This is a genomic window from Polymorphobacter megasporae (assembly GCF_018982885.2).
In the GTDB taxonomy this organism is placed as follows: domain Bacteria; phylum Pseudomonadota; class Alphaproteobacteria; order Sphingomonadales; family Sphingomonadaceae; genus Polymorphobacter_B; species Polymorphobacter_B megasporae.
In genome coordinates this window covers 408,396-427,391 of the sequence record NZ_CP081849.1, presented here as the reverse complement: position 1 = coordinate 427,391, position 18,996 = coordinate 408,396, and the positions used below count along the sequence as shown (strand labels likewise).

The following is an 18,996-nucleotide window of genomic DNA, read 5'->3' as shown; positions in this document are numbered from 1 at the left end:
GATCATCACTCTTCATCTGTTGAGATGACAGTCAGGCGCGTACCCAGCCCCGATGCTCGCAGCGTGTCGCGCGTCACCAGCAGCGTTGTGCCCGCTTGCAGCACGCTGTCGAGCGCGGTGCGAAACCCCTCCGGGAGATGCACGCGGGCGCGCTCTGCTGCGGTCATGTCCGTACCGCTCGCGATGCCCGTGCCGGGGATCGGCAGCCGCAGCCAGTTATAGTCTTGACCGACGACCGACCCGAGCATGAACGCCATCGTCGTTTCGACCGGCCCATCGATCGCGACTGTGCTCGTACCGATCTGGATGCCGTTTCGCAGCACGACGATCCGCCGGTCGCGGCCACTGATCACGATCGACACCGGACCCGACGGTGATTTTTCGGGTTCCCAGCTATAGCGAGCCGGGGACCGCTCGACGCCTTTGGGACCCGCGAGCACGATCGGCAGCGAGACAGCCTGGGGCGCATCGGAATCGTCGGTGATGACCACCGTCAGCCCTAGTTTCGTGATCCCGAATAGCAGTTCGGCGAATTTCGGTGGCAGGCGGATGCAGCCGTGCGACGCCGGAAAGCCCGGCAGATGCCCGCCGTGTAAGGCGATGCCCTGCCAGGTCAAGCGTTGCATGAACGGCATCGGCGCGTCGTGGTAGAGGTTCGATTTATGAGCGAGATCCTTCTGCAGGATCGTGAACACCCCCGTCGGCGTGGCATGGCCGGGCTTGCCGGTCGATACCGTCGAGACCGCAATCGGTACGCCGTTTCTGTAGGTATACGCACGTTGCGCCTTGAGGCTGACAATGATCGTCACCGGCCCCTCCGGTGCGAGTTGCGGCGCCCATGAAAACTGTCCCGCCTTAAGCGGCTCGGCCATGTTCGTCGCGGGCGGCGGCGAAGGGGCCGCGGCGGCGACCGCCAAGCCCAGCGTGAGCGCCACGGCGCATCTGATATATGCGGTCATCGGTCACTCCGTAGTGTCGGCGTACGTGGGTACCGACGGCTGTGCGCCGATCCTGTTGACGCAGAAACTGCCGGATCAACGCGATCCGGTTCTACCTGGAAACCCGTCACTCAGACCGGTCCGGAACGACGTTCCAATGCGGCGAGGCGGGCGACGTAGCCACGGTGCATCTGTTCGTGTGCCAGCGCGGCGCGCGGGTCTGTCGCATTCTTTGCCATTTCGCGGGATTCGCGGACACGACCGCGAAGATAGATCTCGTCAGTATCGTCTCGAAACATGGCACTAATCCCCTTCGCTCTCCTAAACATTAGGTCGCCTGGCCCAGGCTGTCGTGGTTCGGATACTACTCACAGCCCACGTCATTTTATTCGGGACACGGCCGTCGTAGTTTAAATACCTCCGAGCGTTGATCTCTCCGGTCTTGCCGAGAGCTCGCCGTCCAGCGCGTCAGTCTTCTGAATTGCGCTACTCGGCGCCTTTCACTTGGTCAGTGTGAGACCAGGGCGCAGCGGTTCTCGACCAGCAGCAGGTCGCGGGTCACGCCGCCAAATACCCATTCGCGCATCCGGTTGTGGCCGTAGACCCCCGCGACGATGACGCCTGCGCTCAGCTCAATAGCGATCGCATCTAGGTGAGCAGCATCGCCGTGGCGACACGTCGAGACACTCGTTTCCGCAACGATCCCATGCCGGGCAAGCCATGCGCTGACATCATCGACGTGCGTGCGGGCCGAAGCAAGATCGACCTCGGCAGCAATTTCGTGAACGGTAACGCGGGCCGCCTGTTTCAGCAGGGGCAGTGCGTCCGCCACCGCGCGCCGAGCCTCGCGCGTGTCCTTCCAGGCGACAAGAACATGGTCGAGGTCGAGCGATGTCAACGTCCGGGGCACAATCAGTACCGGACGTCCGGCGCGCATCACGAAGTCGCCCGTATCGACCCGACGCGACGGGTCGATACCGCGCGACGACATGTTGCTCACGATCAGGTCGGCGCTCCGGGCCTGTCGAACGAGGCAATCGCTGAGCGCCTCGTAGGTCACCGAGGAACGCCATTCGATGGCACTGACCCGTCCGCTCAGAGCGGCGTGAAATTCTGCTTCGGCGGCCGCGATCTCGCGATCGAACTCGTCGCGATCCTGCTGGATGGCTTCGCCCGAAATATAGACCATGCCGCCCGCAAATCCGTCGGTCGCACCGAAGTCCAAGGGCCGGCCAGCGGCGATGCCGATTACCCTTGAGTCGTACCGTGGCGCCAAGTCGCGAGCGATATTCAGCAGCCCCGAATTCAGGCAACCGATCTGGAGATGCACGAGAAGCGTCCCATAACTCATATCCGGTCCGATCGGTTGGTTCGCCTGCGAGCTCAGATGATCGTGATACGGTTGTCGACCGCGCGGACGCCCGGCGCTCCCCAGGCGGTCGCGGCAGCGGTCTCCCAGTCGTTCCACGACTTGACGGAACCAGTCAGCTCGACGCGGCCGTCGACCGCGGTCACCGCGATCGTCTTGGGATCGAAGAAGTACGAGCGGTGCAACGCGTGGGTGATGTCGTCGCCGATTTGCTCGGCAGTCGTGGTTGGCCTGACTTCGATCCGATTGACGACGCCGGTCACGCCCATCAGGCGTCGGATATCCTGCTCGGCGGCGTCGCGCTCGTAATGCCACTCGACGTCACCACCGATCGTCACCTGGCCGTGTTCGACGACCACAGTCAGCGCATCGTGCGGGACCGACACGTCCCAGGCGAGGCGGTCGATGACGGCAGCCGCAATCTCCGCGTCGGTCCGCTGGCGGTCGAAGGGTAACAGCACTTCGATTGCCTCGGCGACGCCCTTGACGCCGTGGACGTGGCGCACGGCGGTTTCCGCGGCGTGCTTTTCGGCGTAGCTGCCGACCTGTCCGCTCAGCGTAACGATCCCGTCGCGCGCGCTGACTCCAAGGTGCGCGGCAGCAACGTCGGGTGCCCAGTCGAGTTCGGCCAGCACATTGTTCTGCAATTGCTTGTCGGTCAGCATAGCGTCCTCCAGTCGATCATTCGATGCGTCCGAGCGCGGGCGGCAGCGCCGATCGTTGTTCTGGATTTATGCGGTGGGATGGGTGCGCGGCAGCGTCGGAAATTACCTAGGCGTGTTCGAGCGAGTGAGGAGCCGGCATACTTCTCTCGGTTAGTCCGAACCTGACCCCGAGGATTGCTGCGCCAGCGGGAGCCGCGGACGAGACCGAGACAAAGTAAGTAGTTTCCGATGCTCCTGGTTGTGGGCCGGGCGCCGCTAGGTTGCGATTATGAGTCCGGCGTTTCGCAGTAGTGCGGCGCGCCGCACCCGCTGGAGATCCATCATGCGCGAAACCTTGCCGATCTGGTCGAGCGAGTATGACGTCATCGTCGTCGGCTACGGCTTCGCCGGGGCTACTGCCGCGATCACTGCCTGCGAGGCGGGGGCGAAAGTCCTGCTGCTCGAAAAAGCTCCCGAAACTGACAAGGGCGGCAACAGCCGGGTTTCCGCCAATCTCGTCTTCTGGCCGAACGATATTGCCCTCGGCAAGGCGTATTTCCGTGCGCTGGCCGGGCCCTACATGGATGACATTTCCAACACGATGGTCGACGTATGGGCGACCGAGATGCATGCGAACCGCGCCTGGCTCGAAGATCTCGGCATGACGCCGTTCGACTTGCCGTCTATCGAGTTTCCCGAGATGGCAGGGTCGGAATGCGTTCGCGTGCTGATGAACGGTCCCGGCCCGATGGGCGGCGAACGCCTGTGGCGTGTCGTCGAGGCCGCTGTCGCCGCGCGCGACATCGACGTACTTTACGAATCCCCCGCAGTTAATCTGGTGAAAGCGGGCGACGACATCGTCGGCGTCATAACCGAACAGGGCGGCAAGCGCGTCGCCATCAAGGCAACCCGCGCCGTTATCCTCACGTGCGGCGGCTTCGAGAATAATCCGGCGATGGTCCGGAACTACGTCGACGGCCTGCCCCGCATCTTTCCAAACGGCACACCCAATAACACCGGCGACGGCATCCGGATGGGCCTCGAGGTCGGGGCCCAGCTCTGGCACATGAATAACATCTCAGGCCCGCTGCTGTCGTTCAAGGCCCCCGAGATCGCCGTCGCGCAGTGGCTCAACCTGCCGCACGGCAAGAGTTACCTCTTCGTCGCCGGCGATGGATCGCGCTTCACGATGGAAGGTGATCCCTGCCTCACTGGCGACCTGCACGGCAAGGTCAAGCGGCACGGCGAGTGGGGTCAGCAGGTCCTGCCGGTCCCCATCTACATGATCTTCGATAACGCCTTTCGCAAATCGGGCCACATCGGCAAGGCTGCGGCCGACTGGGATGTCAGCCACGGCAATCTTTATAACTGGAGCGACGACAATCTCCGCGAGGTTGCAAAGGGCTGGATCAAGCGGGCCGATACGTTCGGCGAACTGGCCGCACTGATCGACATTCCCGCAGCAGCTCTGGAAGCCAGCGTTGCCCGGTTCGACGGGTTCGCGACCGCCGGCAGCGACGCCGACTGGGACCGAGCCGCGAATGAGATGGCCCCGCTCGCCGTCCCGCCTTATTATGCCATGGAACTGACCCCGGCCTTCGTGAACACACAGGGCGGTCCGCGCCGCAACGAGCACGCGCAGGTGATCGGCGTCGACGGCGAGCCGATCGGACGGCTCTATTCGGCGGGGGAGCTCGGTTCGATCTATTCGTTCCTCTACCAAGGTGGCGGCAACATCGGCGAGTGCTTCGCCTTCGGCCGGATCGCCGGCCGGAATGCGGCAGCCGAAGCCCGCGAGGTGAGTCCGGCCAAAGAGTTGGCGGCTGCGTGATGCTCGACACCGTCCCACTCGACTGCCTGATTATCGGTGGCGGCCCGGCCGGTCTGACGGCGGCGACCTATCTTGGCCGCTTCCGTCGACGCGTGACCGTCGTCGACAAGGGCTGGAGCCGCGCTGAGTGGATCACGCGCAGCCGCAATGTACCGGGATTTCCTGCCGGCGTCGGCGGCCCCGTACTGCTCGACCTGATGCGCACTCAGGCACACTGCTACGGTGCCAGCATCGAGCACGGGACGATCGACACATTGACCCTCGATGCCGACGGGCTGTTCACGGTTAGATACGCCGGCACGTCGCGGACGGCGCGCTCGGTGCTGCTCGCCAGCGGCGTCGTCGAGAACAAGCCGCCGCTGGCGCACCTCGCCGATGCGGTGAAGCGCGGCCTGATCCGGACCTGCCCGATCTGCGACGGCTATGAGGCAATCGACAAGTCGATCGCCGTATTGTTCCTGCGCACTTATTCGGCGCGGATCACGCTGCTCTTGACCGCGGCGGAGACCGCGAGCTTATTATCTCTGACGCGGGCGGCCTTACAGGCAGTGGATATCCACGTCAGCCACGTCATTATCGGCTCGGTCGGGATCGATCAGGATGGCGTTACCGTGCTCACCGCCGAGGACGGCAGGCAGCATCGCTTCGACGTCGTCTATTCGGCGTTCGGGACAACGCCGCAGGGTGCGCTCGCAGCCGCTGTCGGCGCGCGGGTCGATGCCGCCGGGCGTCTCTATACTGACGAGCATCAGCAAACCTCGGTTCCCGGATTATATGCTGCCGGCGACCTCGTCCGAGGCCTCAACCAGATTAGCGTCGCCGCTGGTGAGGCGGCGATCGCAGCCACGGCGATCCATAACAGCCTCCCTCGGGCCGTTGCCATTCTCGCCTCAAAGGACGTTGTAACGACGATCTCTCATATGCCACCAGGCAACGGAGCGCCGCCCGGAACGATGCAGGCGCGGCCCGCCATGGAGTTGTCATGACCGATATCGACGTCGCCGCTCAGTCGCTGTTCGAGCCCGTCGCCGTTGGCGAGCTTCGGCTCGCCAACCGCATCGTCATGGCCCCACTGACCCGCAACCGCGCCGGCCCGGGGCTGGTGCCCAGCAAGTTCGCCGCCGAATATTATTCCCAGCGCGCCACTGCAGGCCTGATTATCGCCGAGGCGACGCAGGTGTCGGCGCAGGCGCAAGGTTATTCCGACACGCCGGGCTGCTACACCGACGAGCAGGTCGCGGGGTGGAAGGTCGTCACCGACGCGGTCCATGCCAAGGGCGGGGTCATCGTCATCCAGCTGTGGCACTGCGGCCGGATCTCGCATAGCGTCTTCCAGAACGGCGAGCCACCGGTCGGCCCGTCGAACATTCGCGCCGACGCCAAGACCTATGTCGCCGCCGAAGGTTTTGTCGACGTCTCGACGCCGCGCGCGCTGCGGCTCGACGAACTCCCCGGGATCGTCGCCGATTTCCGTCACGCCGCGCGTTGCGCCATCGATGCCGGGTTCGACGGCGTCGAGCTGCACGGCGCTCATGGCTACCTGCTCGACGCGTTCCTGCGCGACGGCACCAACCATCGCACCGATGCTTACGGCGGCTCGGTCGCCAACCGCGCGAGGCTTTTGATCGAAGTCACCACGGCCGTCGCCGCCGAAATCAGCGCGGGACGGCTCGGCGTACGGCTGTCGCCGGTGTCGCCGGCCGGTGATTCGAAGGACAGCAACCCGCAGCCGCTATTCGAGCACGTCGTCGAAGCGCTCGATGCCTTCGGCCTCGCCTATGTACATGTCGTCGAGGGGGCAACCGGCGGCGCGCGCGACAATATCCCGTTCGATTATTCTGCACTCCGCGACCGCTTCCACGGTGCGTGGATGGTCAACAACGGCTATGATCGCGAGATGGCGATCAACGAGATGACCAGCCGCCGCGCCGACCTCGTGTCGTTCGGCCGGCTGTTCATCGCCAATCCCGACCTCGTCCGCCGGCTCCGCGAGGACGCCCCGCTCAATTCGCTGATGAGCCGCGAAACCCTCTACGGAGGCGGCGCGCACGGCTACACCGATTATCCGACGCTCGGCGAGCAAAGCTGACCATCACGATGCTGGCGGTGCCGCGCCATCAGCCGGTGCCGCCGCCCGAAGGCGTTCCCGGAACGCGTCGAGACGGCTGCGGTAGCCCGCCGCGTCGCCGTATTCGAGGAACTCATAATAGCGCAGGTGCGGGTCGGCGACCCGCATAGCGTGCTTGATCGGGCACCAATACTGCTCGGTGCGACCCGCCACCTCGCGGACGTCGGCGATCACGCCGTTGCCATAGCCGCAGAACATGCAGTTCAACGCCTCGATGCTGTTAAGGTAGGTGAGATGGCGGCGGTCGAGCGAGATGAAGTCGGCGCGTCGTACCTGCTGGATTGCGTATACGCGGAAACAAATCGCTTGATACAGGCTCACCCACGCATCGATGACGATGAATGGGACGATCAGCGAATAGATCAGCGGTGCGCTCAGCACCGTTCCGAGCTGGGCCTGCGCCATGAATTGGGCGACGCCAACCCTCAGGCGACGATGTTCGACAGTCACATCGCTCGCGAACTCGACGAGCCCGGCATGGAGGCGAAACCCGAGCTGGTCGCGCCGTTTATTGATTTCGCGGTCGAGCTCGACCTGCAGGCGGACGATCTCAGCGGCCAGCTCGTGCATGCGCTGTGTCATCGGCGGGCATCCTTGTCGCGGCAGGCCGTGTCCGGCACAGTCAAAGATCGCCAGCCGGTGATCAGAGCTTCACCCGGTTGAGCCGGAGCGCGTTGAGGACCACCGTCAGCGACGACAGCGCCATCGCCGCGCCGGCGAACATCGGCGACAACAGGATGCCGGCGACGGGATAGAGCACGCCGGCCGCGACCGGCACGCCGATACCGTTGAACACGAACGAGAAGAACAGGTTCTGGCGGATGTTGCGCATCGTCGCTTGCGACAGCTTGCGCGCGCGGACGATCGCCGAGATGTCGCCTTTGGTCAGCGTCATGCCGGCGCTCTCGATCGCGACGTCGGTGCCCGTGCCCATCGCCAGCCCGACGTCGGCGGCGGCGAGCGCGGGGGCGTCGTTGATGCCGTCGCCGGCCATCGCGACCTTGGCGCCGCCGGCCTTGAGCTCGCCGACGATCCGCGCCTTGTCCTCGGGCTTGAGTCCGGCGCGGACGTCGTCGAGCCCGCCGACTGCCGCGGCCACCGCGTTCGCGGTCGTCGCGTCGTCGCCGGTAAGCATTATCACCCGCAGTCCATCGGCGCGGAGCGCGGCGATCGCCTGCCTGACATCGGCGCGGATCGGATCTGCGACCGCCAAAAACCCGGCGAGCTTGCCGTCGACCGCGACGAACAGCGTCCCCGCCCCGGTCTTGCGCTGCGCGTCGGCTGCGGCTTCCATGCAGCACGGATCGACGCCGACGCGGCGCATCTGCGCGCCGTTGCCGACGACGGTGACCCGGCCATCGACCGCGCCGCTGATACCGAGCCCGGTCTGCGACGCGAAGTCCGTTACCGCGCCGAGCGCCAGCTTGCGCTCACGCGCGGCGACGACGATCGCCTGCGCGAGCGGATGCTCGGACTGCGCCTCGATCGCGGCGGCGGCTGCGATCACGCTGTCTTCGGTGAACCCGTCCGTCGGGACGGCGGCGACGAGACGCGGCTTGCCCTCGGTCAGCGTGCCGGTCTTGTCGACCAGCAGCGTGTCGACCGCGTCGAAGCCCTGGAGCGCTTCGGCGTTCTTGATCAGCACGCCCGCTTGCGCGCCGCGCCCGGCGGCGACCATGATCGACATCGGCGTCGCGAGGCCGAGCGCGCACGGACACGCGACGATCAGCACGGCGATGGCGTTAAGCAGGGCATGGCCGAGCCGCGGTTCGGGACCAACCAAACTCCAGACGATGAAGGTGACGACCGCGACGAGTACGACGCCGGGGACGAACCAGCCCGACACTCGATCGGCGACCGCCTGGATCGGCGCGCGGCTGCGCTGGGCGGCGGCGACCATTCGGACGATCCGCGCGAGCATCGTGTCGCCACCGACGGCGCGGGCCTCCATCAGCAGGCTGCCGGTGCCGTTGACAGTGCCGCCGGTGACAGTCGCGCCGGCCATTTTCTCGACCGGCGCGGGTTCGCCGGTCAGCATCGACTCGTCGACCGCCGAAAGGCCGTCTAGGACGATGCCGTCGACCGGGATCGCCTCGCCGGGCTTAATCCGAAGCCGGTCGCCGGCGCGAACTTCGGCGAGCGCGACGACGCTCTCGCTGCCATCGGCCGCGACCCGATGCGCGGTCTTGGGCGCGAGGTTGAGCAGCGCGCGGATCGCAGTGCCGGTCGCGGCGCGGGCGCGGAGTTCGAGGACCTGACCGAGCAGCACCAACGTCACGACGACGCCGGCGGCCTCGTAGTAGACGGGCACGCCACCCTTCATGCGGAAGCCCGTCGGAAAGATGCCGGGGACCAATGTCGCGGCGAGACTGAAGGCGAACGCCGCGCCAACGCCGATCGCGATCAGCGTGAACATGTTGAGGCGGCGGGTGACGAGCGAGGTCCAGCCCCGGACGAAGAACGGCGCGCCCGCCCACAGCACGATCGGCGCGGTCAGCGCGAGCTGGACCCATGCCGAGGTCGGCGCGGCGAACAAGTGCCAGCCGAACATCTCGGCGCCCATCGATACGACCAACAACGGCATCGACAGGGCGCCGGCGACCCACAGCCGCCGCGTGAAGTCGATCAGCTCGGGGTTGGGCTTATCGTCGAGCGTCGCTTCCTTGGGCTCGAGTGCCATCCCGCAGATCGGGCAAGCGCCGGGGCCGTCCTGCCTGATCTGCGGGTGCATCGGGCACGTCCAGATCGCGGCGACGGCGTCGCGCCGTGCCGCCACGCTAGGTCCTTGCCCCGAGCGCTGCGGCGATGCGCTTAGACGTCATCGGTGGACGCAGTCGCCGGCATCCTCGAAATGACGATCCGCACTTTGGAAGGTCGTAAAAAGGTCGTCGTTCCGCGTTCGCCAGCGGCATATACCGCGCGTCCCAACGCGATATCAGGCCCACGGGCCACGTCGCTGAACGAATCCTTCATGACATATTCGCCTCACCGTTGATCAGCACGGCATGGGCCGCAGATTCCTTGGCCACAACCGTATTTGGCCCGGTCAGCGCCAGGTCGGATCGCAAAACTCACAGGAGCATTCGCTTGCCATTAGTCGCATCGCTTACTTCGGAGCCATTCAGATCGAATTACACTGACGGATCAAAGTCGATCTACCCGCGCACGAGCCTGCCGTAAATTAGGCCGGCTTCGAAGCCGCCAACAAGCGCTCTGAAATTCGACGTGTCATTCCACGGAAACTACCCACATTTTTTGCCCCATGCCCATAGGTAAATTCCGAACCTCCCTGAGATCAGGCAGCCGGTTCATTGGGCGGTGTAAGTCACACTCCCAAGCGAGGCCACCATGGACAACCCAGCACAGGCAGCAGCGATCCGACACGCGTCTTCAACAGACGACGATGCGCCACGCGTCGAAATTGGCGGCGCGTTTCAGCCGCCCAAATGGGCGGAGTATCACGCCAAGATGGCGAGCGAGTTCCCCTCGCCGTTTCGCGGCACTTCGGATCCGTTGGCGAGACAGATCGAAAAATTTGTTGGAAAGCTCGATCAACTGCGGCCTGAGAAAGGCGGACCAGCCTATCTCGGCGAGAACGCGGCCCTGACCTACACCTACCCTGAGGTCAAAAATGTTCGGATCGGCCAGAAGATGGGCGACCTTGATGCCGTTTTGGACGACGTGGTCGGCCTGTTCGAGGGAATGGCAAATTGGGGCAATCCGCTCACAATGTGCAACGTCATTCCTCAGTCGAACACAGCCGCGCTCATCGCCTCGATGCTGTCGCAAGTATTCTCGGCCAACATTCTGGAAGGCGAATACGCTCAGAACGTCCACAAGGCGGAACTCGAAACCGCCGGGATGATCGGTAACCTGTTCGGCTGGGATCCGGTCAAGACGGGCGCCATCTACACCTGGGGCGGCGGCGGATGCTGGACCTATGGTCTGAAATACGGGATCACACGCTCGATGCCGCATTCGCGCACCGCCGGCGTGCGGACGGATGCCAAGGTCATCTGCTCGCAGCAGGCGCACTTCGTTCAGCTGAACGCGTCCGATTGGCTAGGCCTCGGCACCGACAACATCGTTCACGTGCGAACCGATGTAGCCACCAACCAGATGGACACGGCCCACCTCGAAGAGATCCTGAAAGATTTTACCGCCCGCAAGATCCCCGTCGCAACGATCGTGTGCACCATGGGCACGACCGACGCGAGCGCTATCGATCCCATCCGCGAAGTGCGCGAACTTATGGATCGGTATCCAAATCCGGAGGGCTACGGGAAGGCGGTTCTTTATGCGGACGCGGTTGTCGGCTGGTCGTGGGTGTATTTCGCCACCTATGATTTTGCCAAAAATCCGCTCGGCTTCTCGGATCGGATCCTGCCGGTCCTGAAGCGTAACGGCGAGCAGCTGAAGGAAATCATGTATGCCGACGCGGTCGGCATCGATTTTCACAAGGTCGGCTGGGCCCCGTATGTCAGCAGCTGCTTCCTTTACAAGGACGCCGAAGAATTTGAATCGCTTCACCGCTGGGGCGGGGATGCCTATCTCCAAGTGCGGACGCCTTACAACCCGATGTATTATACGCTAGAGGTGTCGCGCACCGCATCGGGCTCGCTGGCGGGTTGGGCGACACTCAAGTATTTCGGCATGGAAGGAATGCAGTCGATTCTCGGCGGTATTCTCGAGACGAAATATTACTTGGCCGACCTCGTCAATACACAGAGCGATATGGTCTGCGTCAACTCCGACGACACGGGTCTCATCACGCTCTTCCGCGCTTACCCGGAAGACATCGACGCCAAGGCGCAATTTCATCGCGAGCTGACGCAGGAAAGTTCGCGGACCGATCTCATCAAACATAATGCGCTAACCCGAGCGATCGGTGACCAGCTCTACGCCTGGTATCGCGAGGGCAAGCAGATCGACGGCAAATATACGCCATACATGAGCTTCAGCACCGGCTTCCGCAAAGCTGAGTATAATCGCGAAGGAGCCGACCCTGAGGCTGTCATCTACGCGCTGAAGGCCTTTCCGATGAACGTCTTCGTGACGCCGGAGATCATGCAATGGGCGATCCATTGCGTGCGTGCCGCGCGTGACGCGGTGCTCGCCGCCTAAACCGCCCGGCTGTGGCGCGCGATTATTCGCGCGCCACAGCCACCCGTGCGAAAAGGAAAAGCGACTATGGCCACCGTGAAGGCAGCGGCCGCGCTGCCCGTCAGCGGCAGCGGCGCCGCGCCCAAAAAGCAAGTCGCCGTTGCCAGAATCGGCATGATGACGTTCGCGGTGATGAACATCGCGACAATCATCAGCCTTCGCGGCTTGCCTTCGATGGCAGAATACGGGCTGACCTCGATTTTCTACTATATCTTCGCGGCCGTCATGTTTCTTATCCCGGTCTCGCTGGTCGCTGCGGAACTGGCATCAACTTTCCCCAATCAGGGTGGCGTATTCCGGTGGGTGGGAGAAGCGTTCGGCCCCAAATGGGGCTTTGCTGCCATTTATTACCAATGGCAGGCTATCGTCATTTGGTTTCCGACAGTTCTTATCTTTGCCGCTGCCGCGCTCGCCTATATCTGGTGGCCCCAGAGCTTCGACAAAGCACTCGCCGGCAATAAGGTCTATACTATAATCGTCCTGCTCGCGGTTTACTGGGGCGTGACCCTGTTCACCTTCCGCGGCGTCAAGGCATCCTCGCAACTCAGTTCTCTGGGCGGTCTGTTCGGCACGATCATCCCGGGCGCGATCCTCATTCTCCTCGGCATCGCTTACATCGCTACCGGTCACCCGGTGGCGGTCGATCTTCACGGCAGTCTGATCCCGGATTTCAGTCACTTCCAGAATATGGTGCTTGCCGCCAGCGTCTTCCTCTTCTTCGCCGGCATGGAGATGCAGGCCGTCCATGTAAAAGAATTGAAGAACCCTTCGCGGGATTATCCGCTGTCAGTCCTGATCGCGACCGTCGTCGTGCTCGTCCTCTTCGTCGCCGGCACCGTCGCGGTCGAAACCGTCGTGAAGACCAAGGCCATCGAGCTCAACCAGAGCCTGCTTATCGCATACCGCGAGCTATGGGCGGCGTTCGGCCTGCCCTGGCTCGGCAACGTGATGGCAGCGATGCTAGCCTTCGGCGTGCTTGGCCAAGTGAGCGTGATCGTTGCCGGCCCTTCAATCGGTATCCTCGCGGTCGGGAAGGCGGGCTATCTTCCCCACGCCCTCCAGAAGACAAACAAGAACGGGGTGCCAACGACGATCCTGTTCGTGCAGGGCGCGCTGGTCACTGCGCTTTGCGCGGCATTCACGATCCTGCCATCCGTCCAGTCAGCCTATCAACTCCTGAGCCAGATGGCGACGATCATCTACCTGCTCATGTATCTCATCATGTACATCGCCGCGATCCACCTGCGCTATAGCCAGCCGGACAAGCCGAGGCCCTTCAAAATTCCCGGCGGCATTATGGGTATGTGGGCTGTTGGGCTCGTCGGGCTTGCGGGCGCACTCATCGCAACTTTCTTCAGTTTCATACCGCCCTCCCAGATCAGCAGCGGCAATCCGGTTACCTATGTCGCAATTCTCGTCGTCGGAACAGCTGCCTTCGCCGCGGTTCCGTTTGTGATCTTCCTCTTCCACAAGCCTGGTTGGAAGGCCGCCGATTCTGACTTCGAGCCGTTCGAAACGAACCCACTTGCTGCTCGCCCACCGGCCATTGCCGCGGCCCCCGTCCCGGCTGAATAGGAGTGGCAAAGTGAGCGGCATCAACCACGGCATGTTCCTGACGATGATCGTCGGACTGTTCGCGATCACCGCACCAATTGCCGTCCTGCCGATCTTCATCGGCGCGACCGATGGGCAGACCGGTGGGCAACGTCGAATGACCGCCCTCGTTGCGACCGGCACGTACCTGGTCTTCGGATTCCTCGCGCTGTTCGCAGGTCAGGCCGCGCTCGAGGTATTCGGCATCAGCGTGCCGGCGCTCCGCGTCGCGGGCATGGCAGTTATCGCCGTCATCGGCTGGCAGATGCTTAACGCGCCAACCCCCATCGTCGCCGCGCACGCCACGACGCCCGATACCCATCATCTCCACGCCGCGTCGAACACCAAGGTACCCGCCGCCGGCGCCAATCATGGCAAGCCGGCACCATCGCCATTTTCGGTCGGCATCATGCCGCTCGGCTTTCCCATCTATGCCGGGCCGGGCGTTCTCTCGATCATCATCGCGTGGGGCTCGGGGCCCCGCCCGGTGTATTTCGCGGCTGCCATCGCCATCCTCGCCAACGCGGCAATCATCCTCGCGCTTGATTTCCTTGCGACGCCGATCACCCGCCTCATCGGAGCGCAGGCGTTGCTCGTCACCGAAAAAGTGTTCGGCCTCATTGTCGTCGCGATCGCGGTCGGCGGCATGGCAAGTGAGCTCCTCGTGCTCTTTCCTGGCCTCGCCGGAACGGCGCATTAAGATGCAATCGACCACAGCGTTCGCGCTCCTCGCCCTCACAATCGCCGGCACAGCGGCGGCGCAGACTGTGCCCGACGCCGCGCCAAAGCCCTTGGATAATGTGGACAAGCAGTGGTTCACCGGCTCGCTCGAAGCCTCGTCCCCGGCGCTATCAAAGGCTGGGGCATTTGCGCTCGAACCCTATTTCATTCTTGAGACGCATACCGGAGCTTATAATGGCGCCGGTCATCACTCGGCGGTCGCGCACGACAGCAGCCTCGTCGAATCGGTGGTCGTCATGAAATACGGGATTACAAACCGACTGACGATCGAGGCACTACCCACGTTCCTGCGCGGCTGGACCGATCAGGCCCTTAGCCATGGATCAGGTGTCGCCGATCTTCCCATTGAGCTTGAATATCGAATTCTCGATGAGAACAACCGCACCGGCGCGCCCTCGGTCACTTTCAGTGTGGGGATCACCGCTCCAATCGGCGACTACCAGAACCTGCGCGATCCGATCGACGGGATCGGCAGCGGTGCTTTCACGCTGAAACAGGGCCTGGTTGTACAGTCGCTCTTTTCCACCTGGGGGAACCATCCGGTCCGGTTGCGCCTGTTTGGGTCGGTGAACGAACCGCTCGCCGACGTCGGTCTCCGCGGCCAGACTGCCTATGGTACCGGCCCGGGATTCTTCGGCCGCGTCAAGCCTGGGATTACGACGCAGGTAGGCTTTGCGGGCGGTTGGGCGCTTAATCAACGATGGGTGTTTGCAGCCGATGTTGTTGAAGACTATGCCGACGGCGCTCGCTTGCTCGGCACCGATGGCGGAGGCGGATTCGTCTCCACCTCTCGGATGCGCCGCTACACAACGAGCATCGCACCCGCAGTAGAATACAACTGGTCGGCCAATGTCGGCCTGATCGTCGGCGTTGATTTCACCCTGGCAGGCCGAAACAGCGCGTCCTACGTCGCACCCCAAGTTGCGTTTGCTTTCTCGTTCTGACGACGGGCAAGTTCTTTGCAGCGCAGACGTGGAGATAGGCGTCGAAGTGAGACCCCGCCGAATGCGAGGTAAGTAACCGCAATAATAACCCTCTTTCAGCGGAGCGACTCGCTTCGAGACCTGTATGCAACGAAGGCTGTTGATGAGTTACGACAACTTCAGTGAGTTCGGGTTGGGGCGCATAACTACCGTCCTAGAGTTGCCCAACGAACGGGCGCCTTCCTCAAACCCACCGCTCCAAAGCGGTCACTTCGGTTTCCACTTGACTGCCGTCAAACGCGCGCTCGATCGTTGTTATCCGCCAGGGGCTACCGGCTCACAGTTCAGCAAGGATCGTTTGCTCGCAATCCTGGGGAAGCCCATGCATGCCTTGAGTGGAGCCCGACAGAATATGATTGACCGCCGAACTTTCGTGGCCATCGGCATCGCTGGGTTAGCCGAACCCGCTCTCTCCCGTCCGGGAGCCGGCACCGCGGACCTCTATAAGAGGGCGCTCGTGATCGACGGCAATCTCGTGCCGCCGATCGAAGGGGGCGGCGCGCTATCGGCCGAAGCCGTAATCGCCATCCAGAGTTCGGGACTTACTGCTTTGAAGGCGGATGTTGACGGGTCGGACACATTCGACAGCGCTACCGAGATGATCCGCGACTTCAGGTCGGCGATCGCCAGCAATAGCGCGATCCTGGCACAGATTCAGGAAGTGGCGGACATCCGTCGCTGCAAGGAGTTGGGCAAGCTCGGGATCATCTTCTCCTTCGAGAAGGTCGGGCAGCTCGACGACAAGGTCGCGAGCATCGACCATTTCCGCGCGCTTGGCGTGCGGGTCATGCAGCTAAGCTACAATCAGGCGTCACCATTCGCCTCTGGCGCGCTGACACCGGCGATCGTTAGCACCGGGCTGACCGAGCTCGGTCGCAGCGCGGTCGATCGGATGAACAAGCTGGGCGTCACGATCGACCTGAGCCATTCTGATTCCAAGACGACGATGGATGTTCTCGCGGCTTCGCGGGCCTCTCCGATTATCTCGCATGCTGGCTGCGCGGCGGTTAATCCTCATCCACGCAACAAGCCCGACGAACTTTTGCGCGGCGTCGCCGAAAAAGGTGGCGTCGTTGGCATCTATGACCTGCCCTTCCTGGCACCATTTGACCGTCAGCCAACGGTTACCGACTATATCGCCCACCTGCTTCACGCGCTGAATGTGTGCGGCGAGGATCACGTCGGGATCGGTAGCGATGCGATGTTCGCGGGCTTCGACACATCACCTGAAAATATGCGCGGCTATCTGCAAGTCGTCGCCGATCGCAAGGCGCGCGGTATCGGCGCCCCTGGCGAGGAACGTCCACCCTTCGTAATCGGGATGAACACGTCGCGTCGCGCGGAGGTGATCGCAGACGCGCTGGCAGCTAAAGGTCTATCGGCTCGCGTGATCGAAAAAGTCTTGGGGAGCAACTGGGTGGCAGCGTTCGAACGGAGCTGGACAGCAGCCTGACGATTGGTCCACGCGCACTTCTTGCCTCGAATGGGGCCGTAAGCGGTCTGTCCGCTTCCCGGCGTCAATAGGGCATAGCTGACGTTCAACTAATCGGGGATTCGACGGCGGCTTGCGCCCCGGTTGCGGACGTTAGCGCACCCTCCGGTTCCAAAATAACCTAATCTCGGTGTCCACGGAACTAGCAGCAGCTCAGACACGGGCCGCTAAAGCATGGCGGGCCGGGTCGCTGGTCAACGCCGCCCTCGCCAAACTCGCCTGATTACTGCGCCGGGGCCCCCCCGGCGGTCGCCGCGCTGACTGCCTTGTCGAATTCGGCGGACGACATGCCGATCGTGAGGCCACTCGCGGCCATGCCGAAAAGTGTGGTGGGAAGGCGGACGTCACCCTTGGGCGTCGTGACCATGGCGAACTCGCCATCAAGCGCTTTGACCGTGCCGATGACGGTGCCCGCCGAGCCGTGCACTTCAGTACCGGGCTTCAACGCGGCTTTCGCCGCCTCGGCCGACTTGGCGGCGGCTGCGCTGGCCGCGGCGTCTAGCTGCACCTTGGTCATGGCCAGAACCGGCCCGGCTGCCCCGGCGCCGAACGACGCCGTCGGGATCGAGACCTTATTGGTCCCCGTCGTGACGACGGCGACGTCGCCGTTGACCGCGTCGATCGTGCCGACTTCGCCGCCGCTCGTGTCGAACACCTTCGCGCCGGCCTTGACCTGGGCCGCGGCGCTCGCTGGCGCCGGGGTCTGAGCCATCGCGACCACAGGAATGGCAAGACACAGGAGCAGGGCTGTCGTGAACCGCATCGCAAATCCTTTTATGAACGCGGTCATAACGCCGCCGGCGGCAAGTTGGATGCAAGGAACGCGCCGCGAAGATCGATGAAATCGTGGCTGGGACAAATGGTTGGGGTCGCCGAGGAACCAGTTCCGGCCGCTCAGAGGCTCATGCCCACTTTTCAGGAACAGGCGTTCGTTCAAGCGCCCCAGCATTTCGGATTGGGCCCGTTGCCGGACTGGCCGCTTCAAGACGTCAGCTTGCGAAAAGCGGACCTTCAGCAAGTGAGCTCTACACACCACAAATTACAAAGGTATTGTAACCGGGCCAACCAAGGTCATGATTTCCTTATGGAATCTCACAGCATCGTTCTGAGAAGGGGGGTTCAGGTTGGTGCGATTGAGCCTGAGCTGATGCCGGTCTCCAGCACTATTTGAAGAGTTACGAAACAGAAAATGCGGTCTCGCGTCGACGCCTACGTACAAGCCGCGCCGGCAGAAACCGCGATGCCGGCGCGGATTTCGCGTTGCGCCCTTGTCCTGGCGCGGTTGCGTTTAACCTCAGCGAGCGGCTTTTCTAGCCGCGGTAGCCCGATGCGGTAAAAGATCGACGTTGCCTGGACACCGCCGATGTTCTCGAAATACAGGTCGTAGACCTGAGCGAACGCCGCCTCGTTTGTCGCATCGCGCGCAGGATGGGCGCTCGCCGCAACGCCGGCTAGGGTAGATATGCCGAAGCGGCCGGCGATTCCCGCCAGAACGGCGCCGAAGATCATTGCAGGTGAAACGCCGCAAAGCGTGCGCATCGCTCCCTTCAGGCTATCAAGATTGGCGCGAACGCCCTCGATGAGCGTCACCGCGATGATCGTTTCATCTTGAGCCGCGACGAGTGAGCCAGGCGCAAAGGTAAACGAGCAAATCGATAAGAGAACACCGTCGAGTGTGTAGTTGAGTGTCAATTCACCCTCGTTGTCGGTGGGATGCGAAAAAATCAGGTCGACGCGGTGTTGGCCGACGACAGTTTCACGTGTGCACACGCACATGCCCTGAGCAAAAATCGTACCGAGCGCGACCGGAGGAAATCGCGTCGCAAGGAAGTCATAGTGATGGATCATCACTGCGGCCCGTTCGTCGCTCTTCAGACCAATCGCGAGATGGAGCGGGTTGAGATACTTTCGAGCTAGCTGAGGCTGGCGAGCGCGTATCGGCGCAACGACGGGCCGCCCTACCGCATCCCGAACCGCGCGATGTCGGCCGAAATTGGCCAATAGCTCGATCAGCCGAGTTGCCAGCCCGGCGAGCCTGTAAGCCGACGATCGAATGCGAATAAGGTTTAAACCACCAGCTGCGGAGCATGTACCTGATCCATCTTTTTCCCCTC

Annotated in this window: 15 protein-coding genes; 8 read left to right on the top strand and 7 right to left on the bottom strand. The window is 63.0% G+C overall.

Annotated elements, in window-relative coordinates; translation table 11 throughout:
• Positions 1-5 precede the first annotated feature (5 nt).
• From KTC28_RS20260 to KTC28_RS20250, 3 genes are all read right to left on the bottom strand, one after another.
• Entirely contained in the window at positions 6-959 is a 954-nt protein-coding gene (locus KTC28_RS20260) for a L,D-transpeptidase (RefSeq protein WP_216710881.1), read from the bottom strand.
• Between the two features lie 487 nt (positions 960-1,446).
• Positions 1,447-2,289 (bottom strand): universal stress protein, encoded by an 843-nt coding sequence (locus tag KTC28_RS20255; RefSeq protein ID WP_216710882.1) that lies wholly within the window; start codon positions 2,287-2,289, stop codon positions 1,447-1,449.
• A gap of 32 nt (positions 2,290-2,321) precedes the next feature.
• Positions 2,322-2,972, bottom strand: a complete 651-nt coding sequence (locus KTC28_RS20250; RefSeq protein ID WP_216710883.1) for a BON domain-containing protein — start codon at positions 2,970-2,972, stop codon at positions 2,322-2,324.
• Positions 2,973-3,294: 322 nt separating this feature from the next.
• Between KTC28_RS20250 and KTC28_RS20245 the strand changes: the two genes are divergently transcribed.
• Genes KTC28_RS20245 through KTC28_RS20235 form a run of 3 tightly spaced genes read left to right on the top strand, consistent with a single transcriptional unit; the run spans position 3,295 to position 6,871 of the window.
• Positions 3,295-4,782, top strand: a complete 1,488-nt coding sequence (locus tag KTC28_RS20245; RefSeq protein WP_216710884.1) for an FAD-dependent oxidoreductase — start codon at positions 3,295-3,297, stop codon at positions 4,780-4,782.
• Entirely contained in the window at positions 4,782-5,768 is a 987-nt protein-coding gene (locus KTC28_RS20240) for an NAD(P)/FAD-dependent oxidoreductase (RefSeq protein WP_216710885.1), read from the top strand. The genes KTC28_RS20245 and KTC28_RS20240 overlap by 1 nt, the downstream gene beginning before the upstream one ends.
• Positions 5,765-6,871, top strand: a complete 1,107-nt coding sequence (locus tag KTC28_RS20235) for an alkene reductase (protein WP_216710886.1) — start codon at positions 5,765-5,767, stop codon at positions 6,869-6,871. Before KTC28_RS20240 ends, KTC28_RS20235 begins: the two co-directional genes overlap by 4 nt.
• Before the next feature lie 3 nt (positions 6,872-6,874).
• Here the strand turns inward: KTC28_RS20235 and KTC28_RS20230 are convergent, their stop codons facing one another.
• Positions 6,875-7,480: a hypothetical protein gene (locus KTC28_RS20230; protein ID WP_255602625.1), complete on the bottom strand. Its 606-nt coding sequence runs from the start codon at positions 7,478-7,480 to the stop codon at positions 6,875-6,877.
• A 73-nt stretch (positions 7,481-7,553) separates the two neighbouring features.
• Positions 7,554-9,641, bottom strand: coding sequence for a copper-transporting P-type ATPase (locus tag KTC28_RS20225; protein ID WP_219774222.1), 2,088 nt, complete (start codon positions 9,639-9,641; stop codon positions 7,554-7,556).
• A 617-nt stretch (positions 9,642-10,258) separates the two neighbouring features.
• On the opposite strand from KTC28_RS20225, the gene KTC28_RS20220 reads away from it, so the two are divergent.
• The 5 genes from KTC28_RS20220 (at position 10,259) to KTC28_RS20200 (ending at position 16,843) form a co-directional block, all read left to right on the top strand.
• Positions 10,259-12,034, top strand: a complete 1,776-nt coding sequence (locus KTC28_RS20220) for a pyridoxal-dependent decarboxylase (RefSeq protein WP_216710888.1) — start codon at positions 10,259-10,261, stop codon at positions 12,032-12,034.
• Between the two features lie 66 nt (positions 12,035-12,100).
• Positions 12,101-13,648: a glutamine/gamma-aminobutyrate antiporter GadC gene (gadC, locus tag KTC28_RS20215; RefSeq protein ID WP_216710889.1), complete on the top strand. Its 1,548-nt coding sequence runs from the start codon at positions 12,101-12,103 to the stop codon at positions 13,646-13,648.
• Between the two features lie 10 nt (positions 13,649-13,658).
• A complete protein-coding gene (locus KTC28_RS20210) occupies positions 13,659-14,366 on the top strand; it encodes a MarC family protein (protein ID WP_255602624.1) in 708 nt (235 codons plus the stop codon).
• Between the two features lies 1 nt (position 14,367).
• A complete protein-coding gene (locus tag KTC28_RS20205; protein ID WP_226895890.1) occupies positions 14,368-15,351 on the top strand; it encodes a transporter in 984 nt (327 codons plus the stop codon).
• A gap of 391 nt (positions 15,352-15,742) precedes the next feature.
• Complete coding sequence (locus KTC28_RS20200) at positions 15,743-16,843, top strand: dipeptidase (RefSeq protein WP_216710890.1); 1,101 nt, start codon at positions 15,743-15,745, stop codon at positions 16,841-16,843.
• Positions 16,844-17,105: 262 nt separating this feature from the next.
• Here KTC28_RS20200 and KTC28_RS20195 read toward each other — a convergent pair whose 3' ends face one another.
• Both KTC28_RS20195 and KTC28_RS20190 read right to left on the bottom strand, forming a co-directional pair.
• A complete protein-coding gene (locus tag KTC28_RS20195; protein ID WP_255602623.1) occupies positions 17,106-17,900 on the bottom strand; it encodes a hypothetical protein in 795 nt (264 codons plus the stop codon).
• A gap of 191 nt (positions 17,901-18,091) precedes the next feature.
• The gene (locus KTC28_RS20190) at positions 18,092-18,883 is read right to left on the bottom strand and encodes a DUF535 family protein (RefSeq protein ID WP_216710891.1); all 792 of its coding nucleotides are present in this window, start codon (positions 18,881-18,883) and stop codon (positions 18,092-18,094) included.
• Positions 18,884-18,996 lie beyond the last annotated feature (113 nt).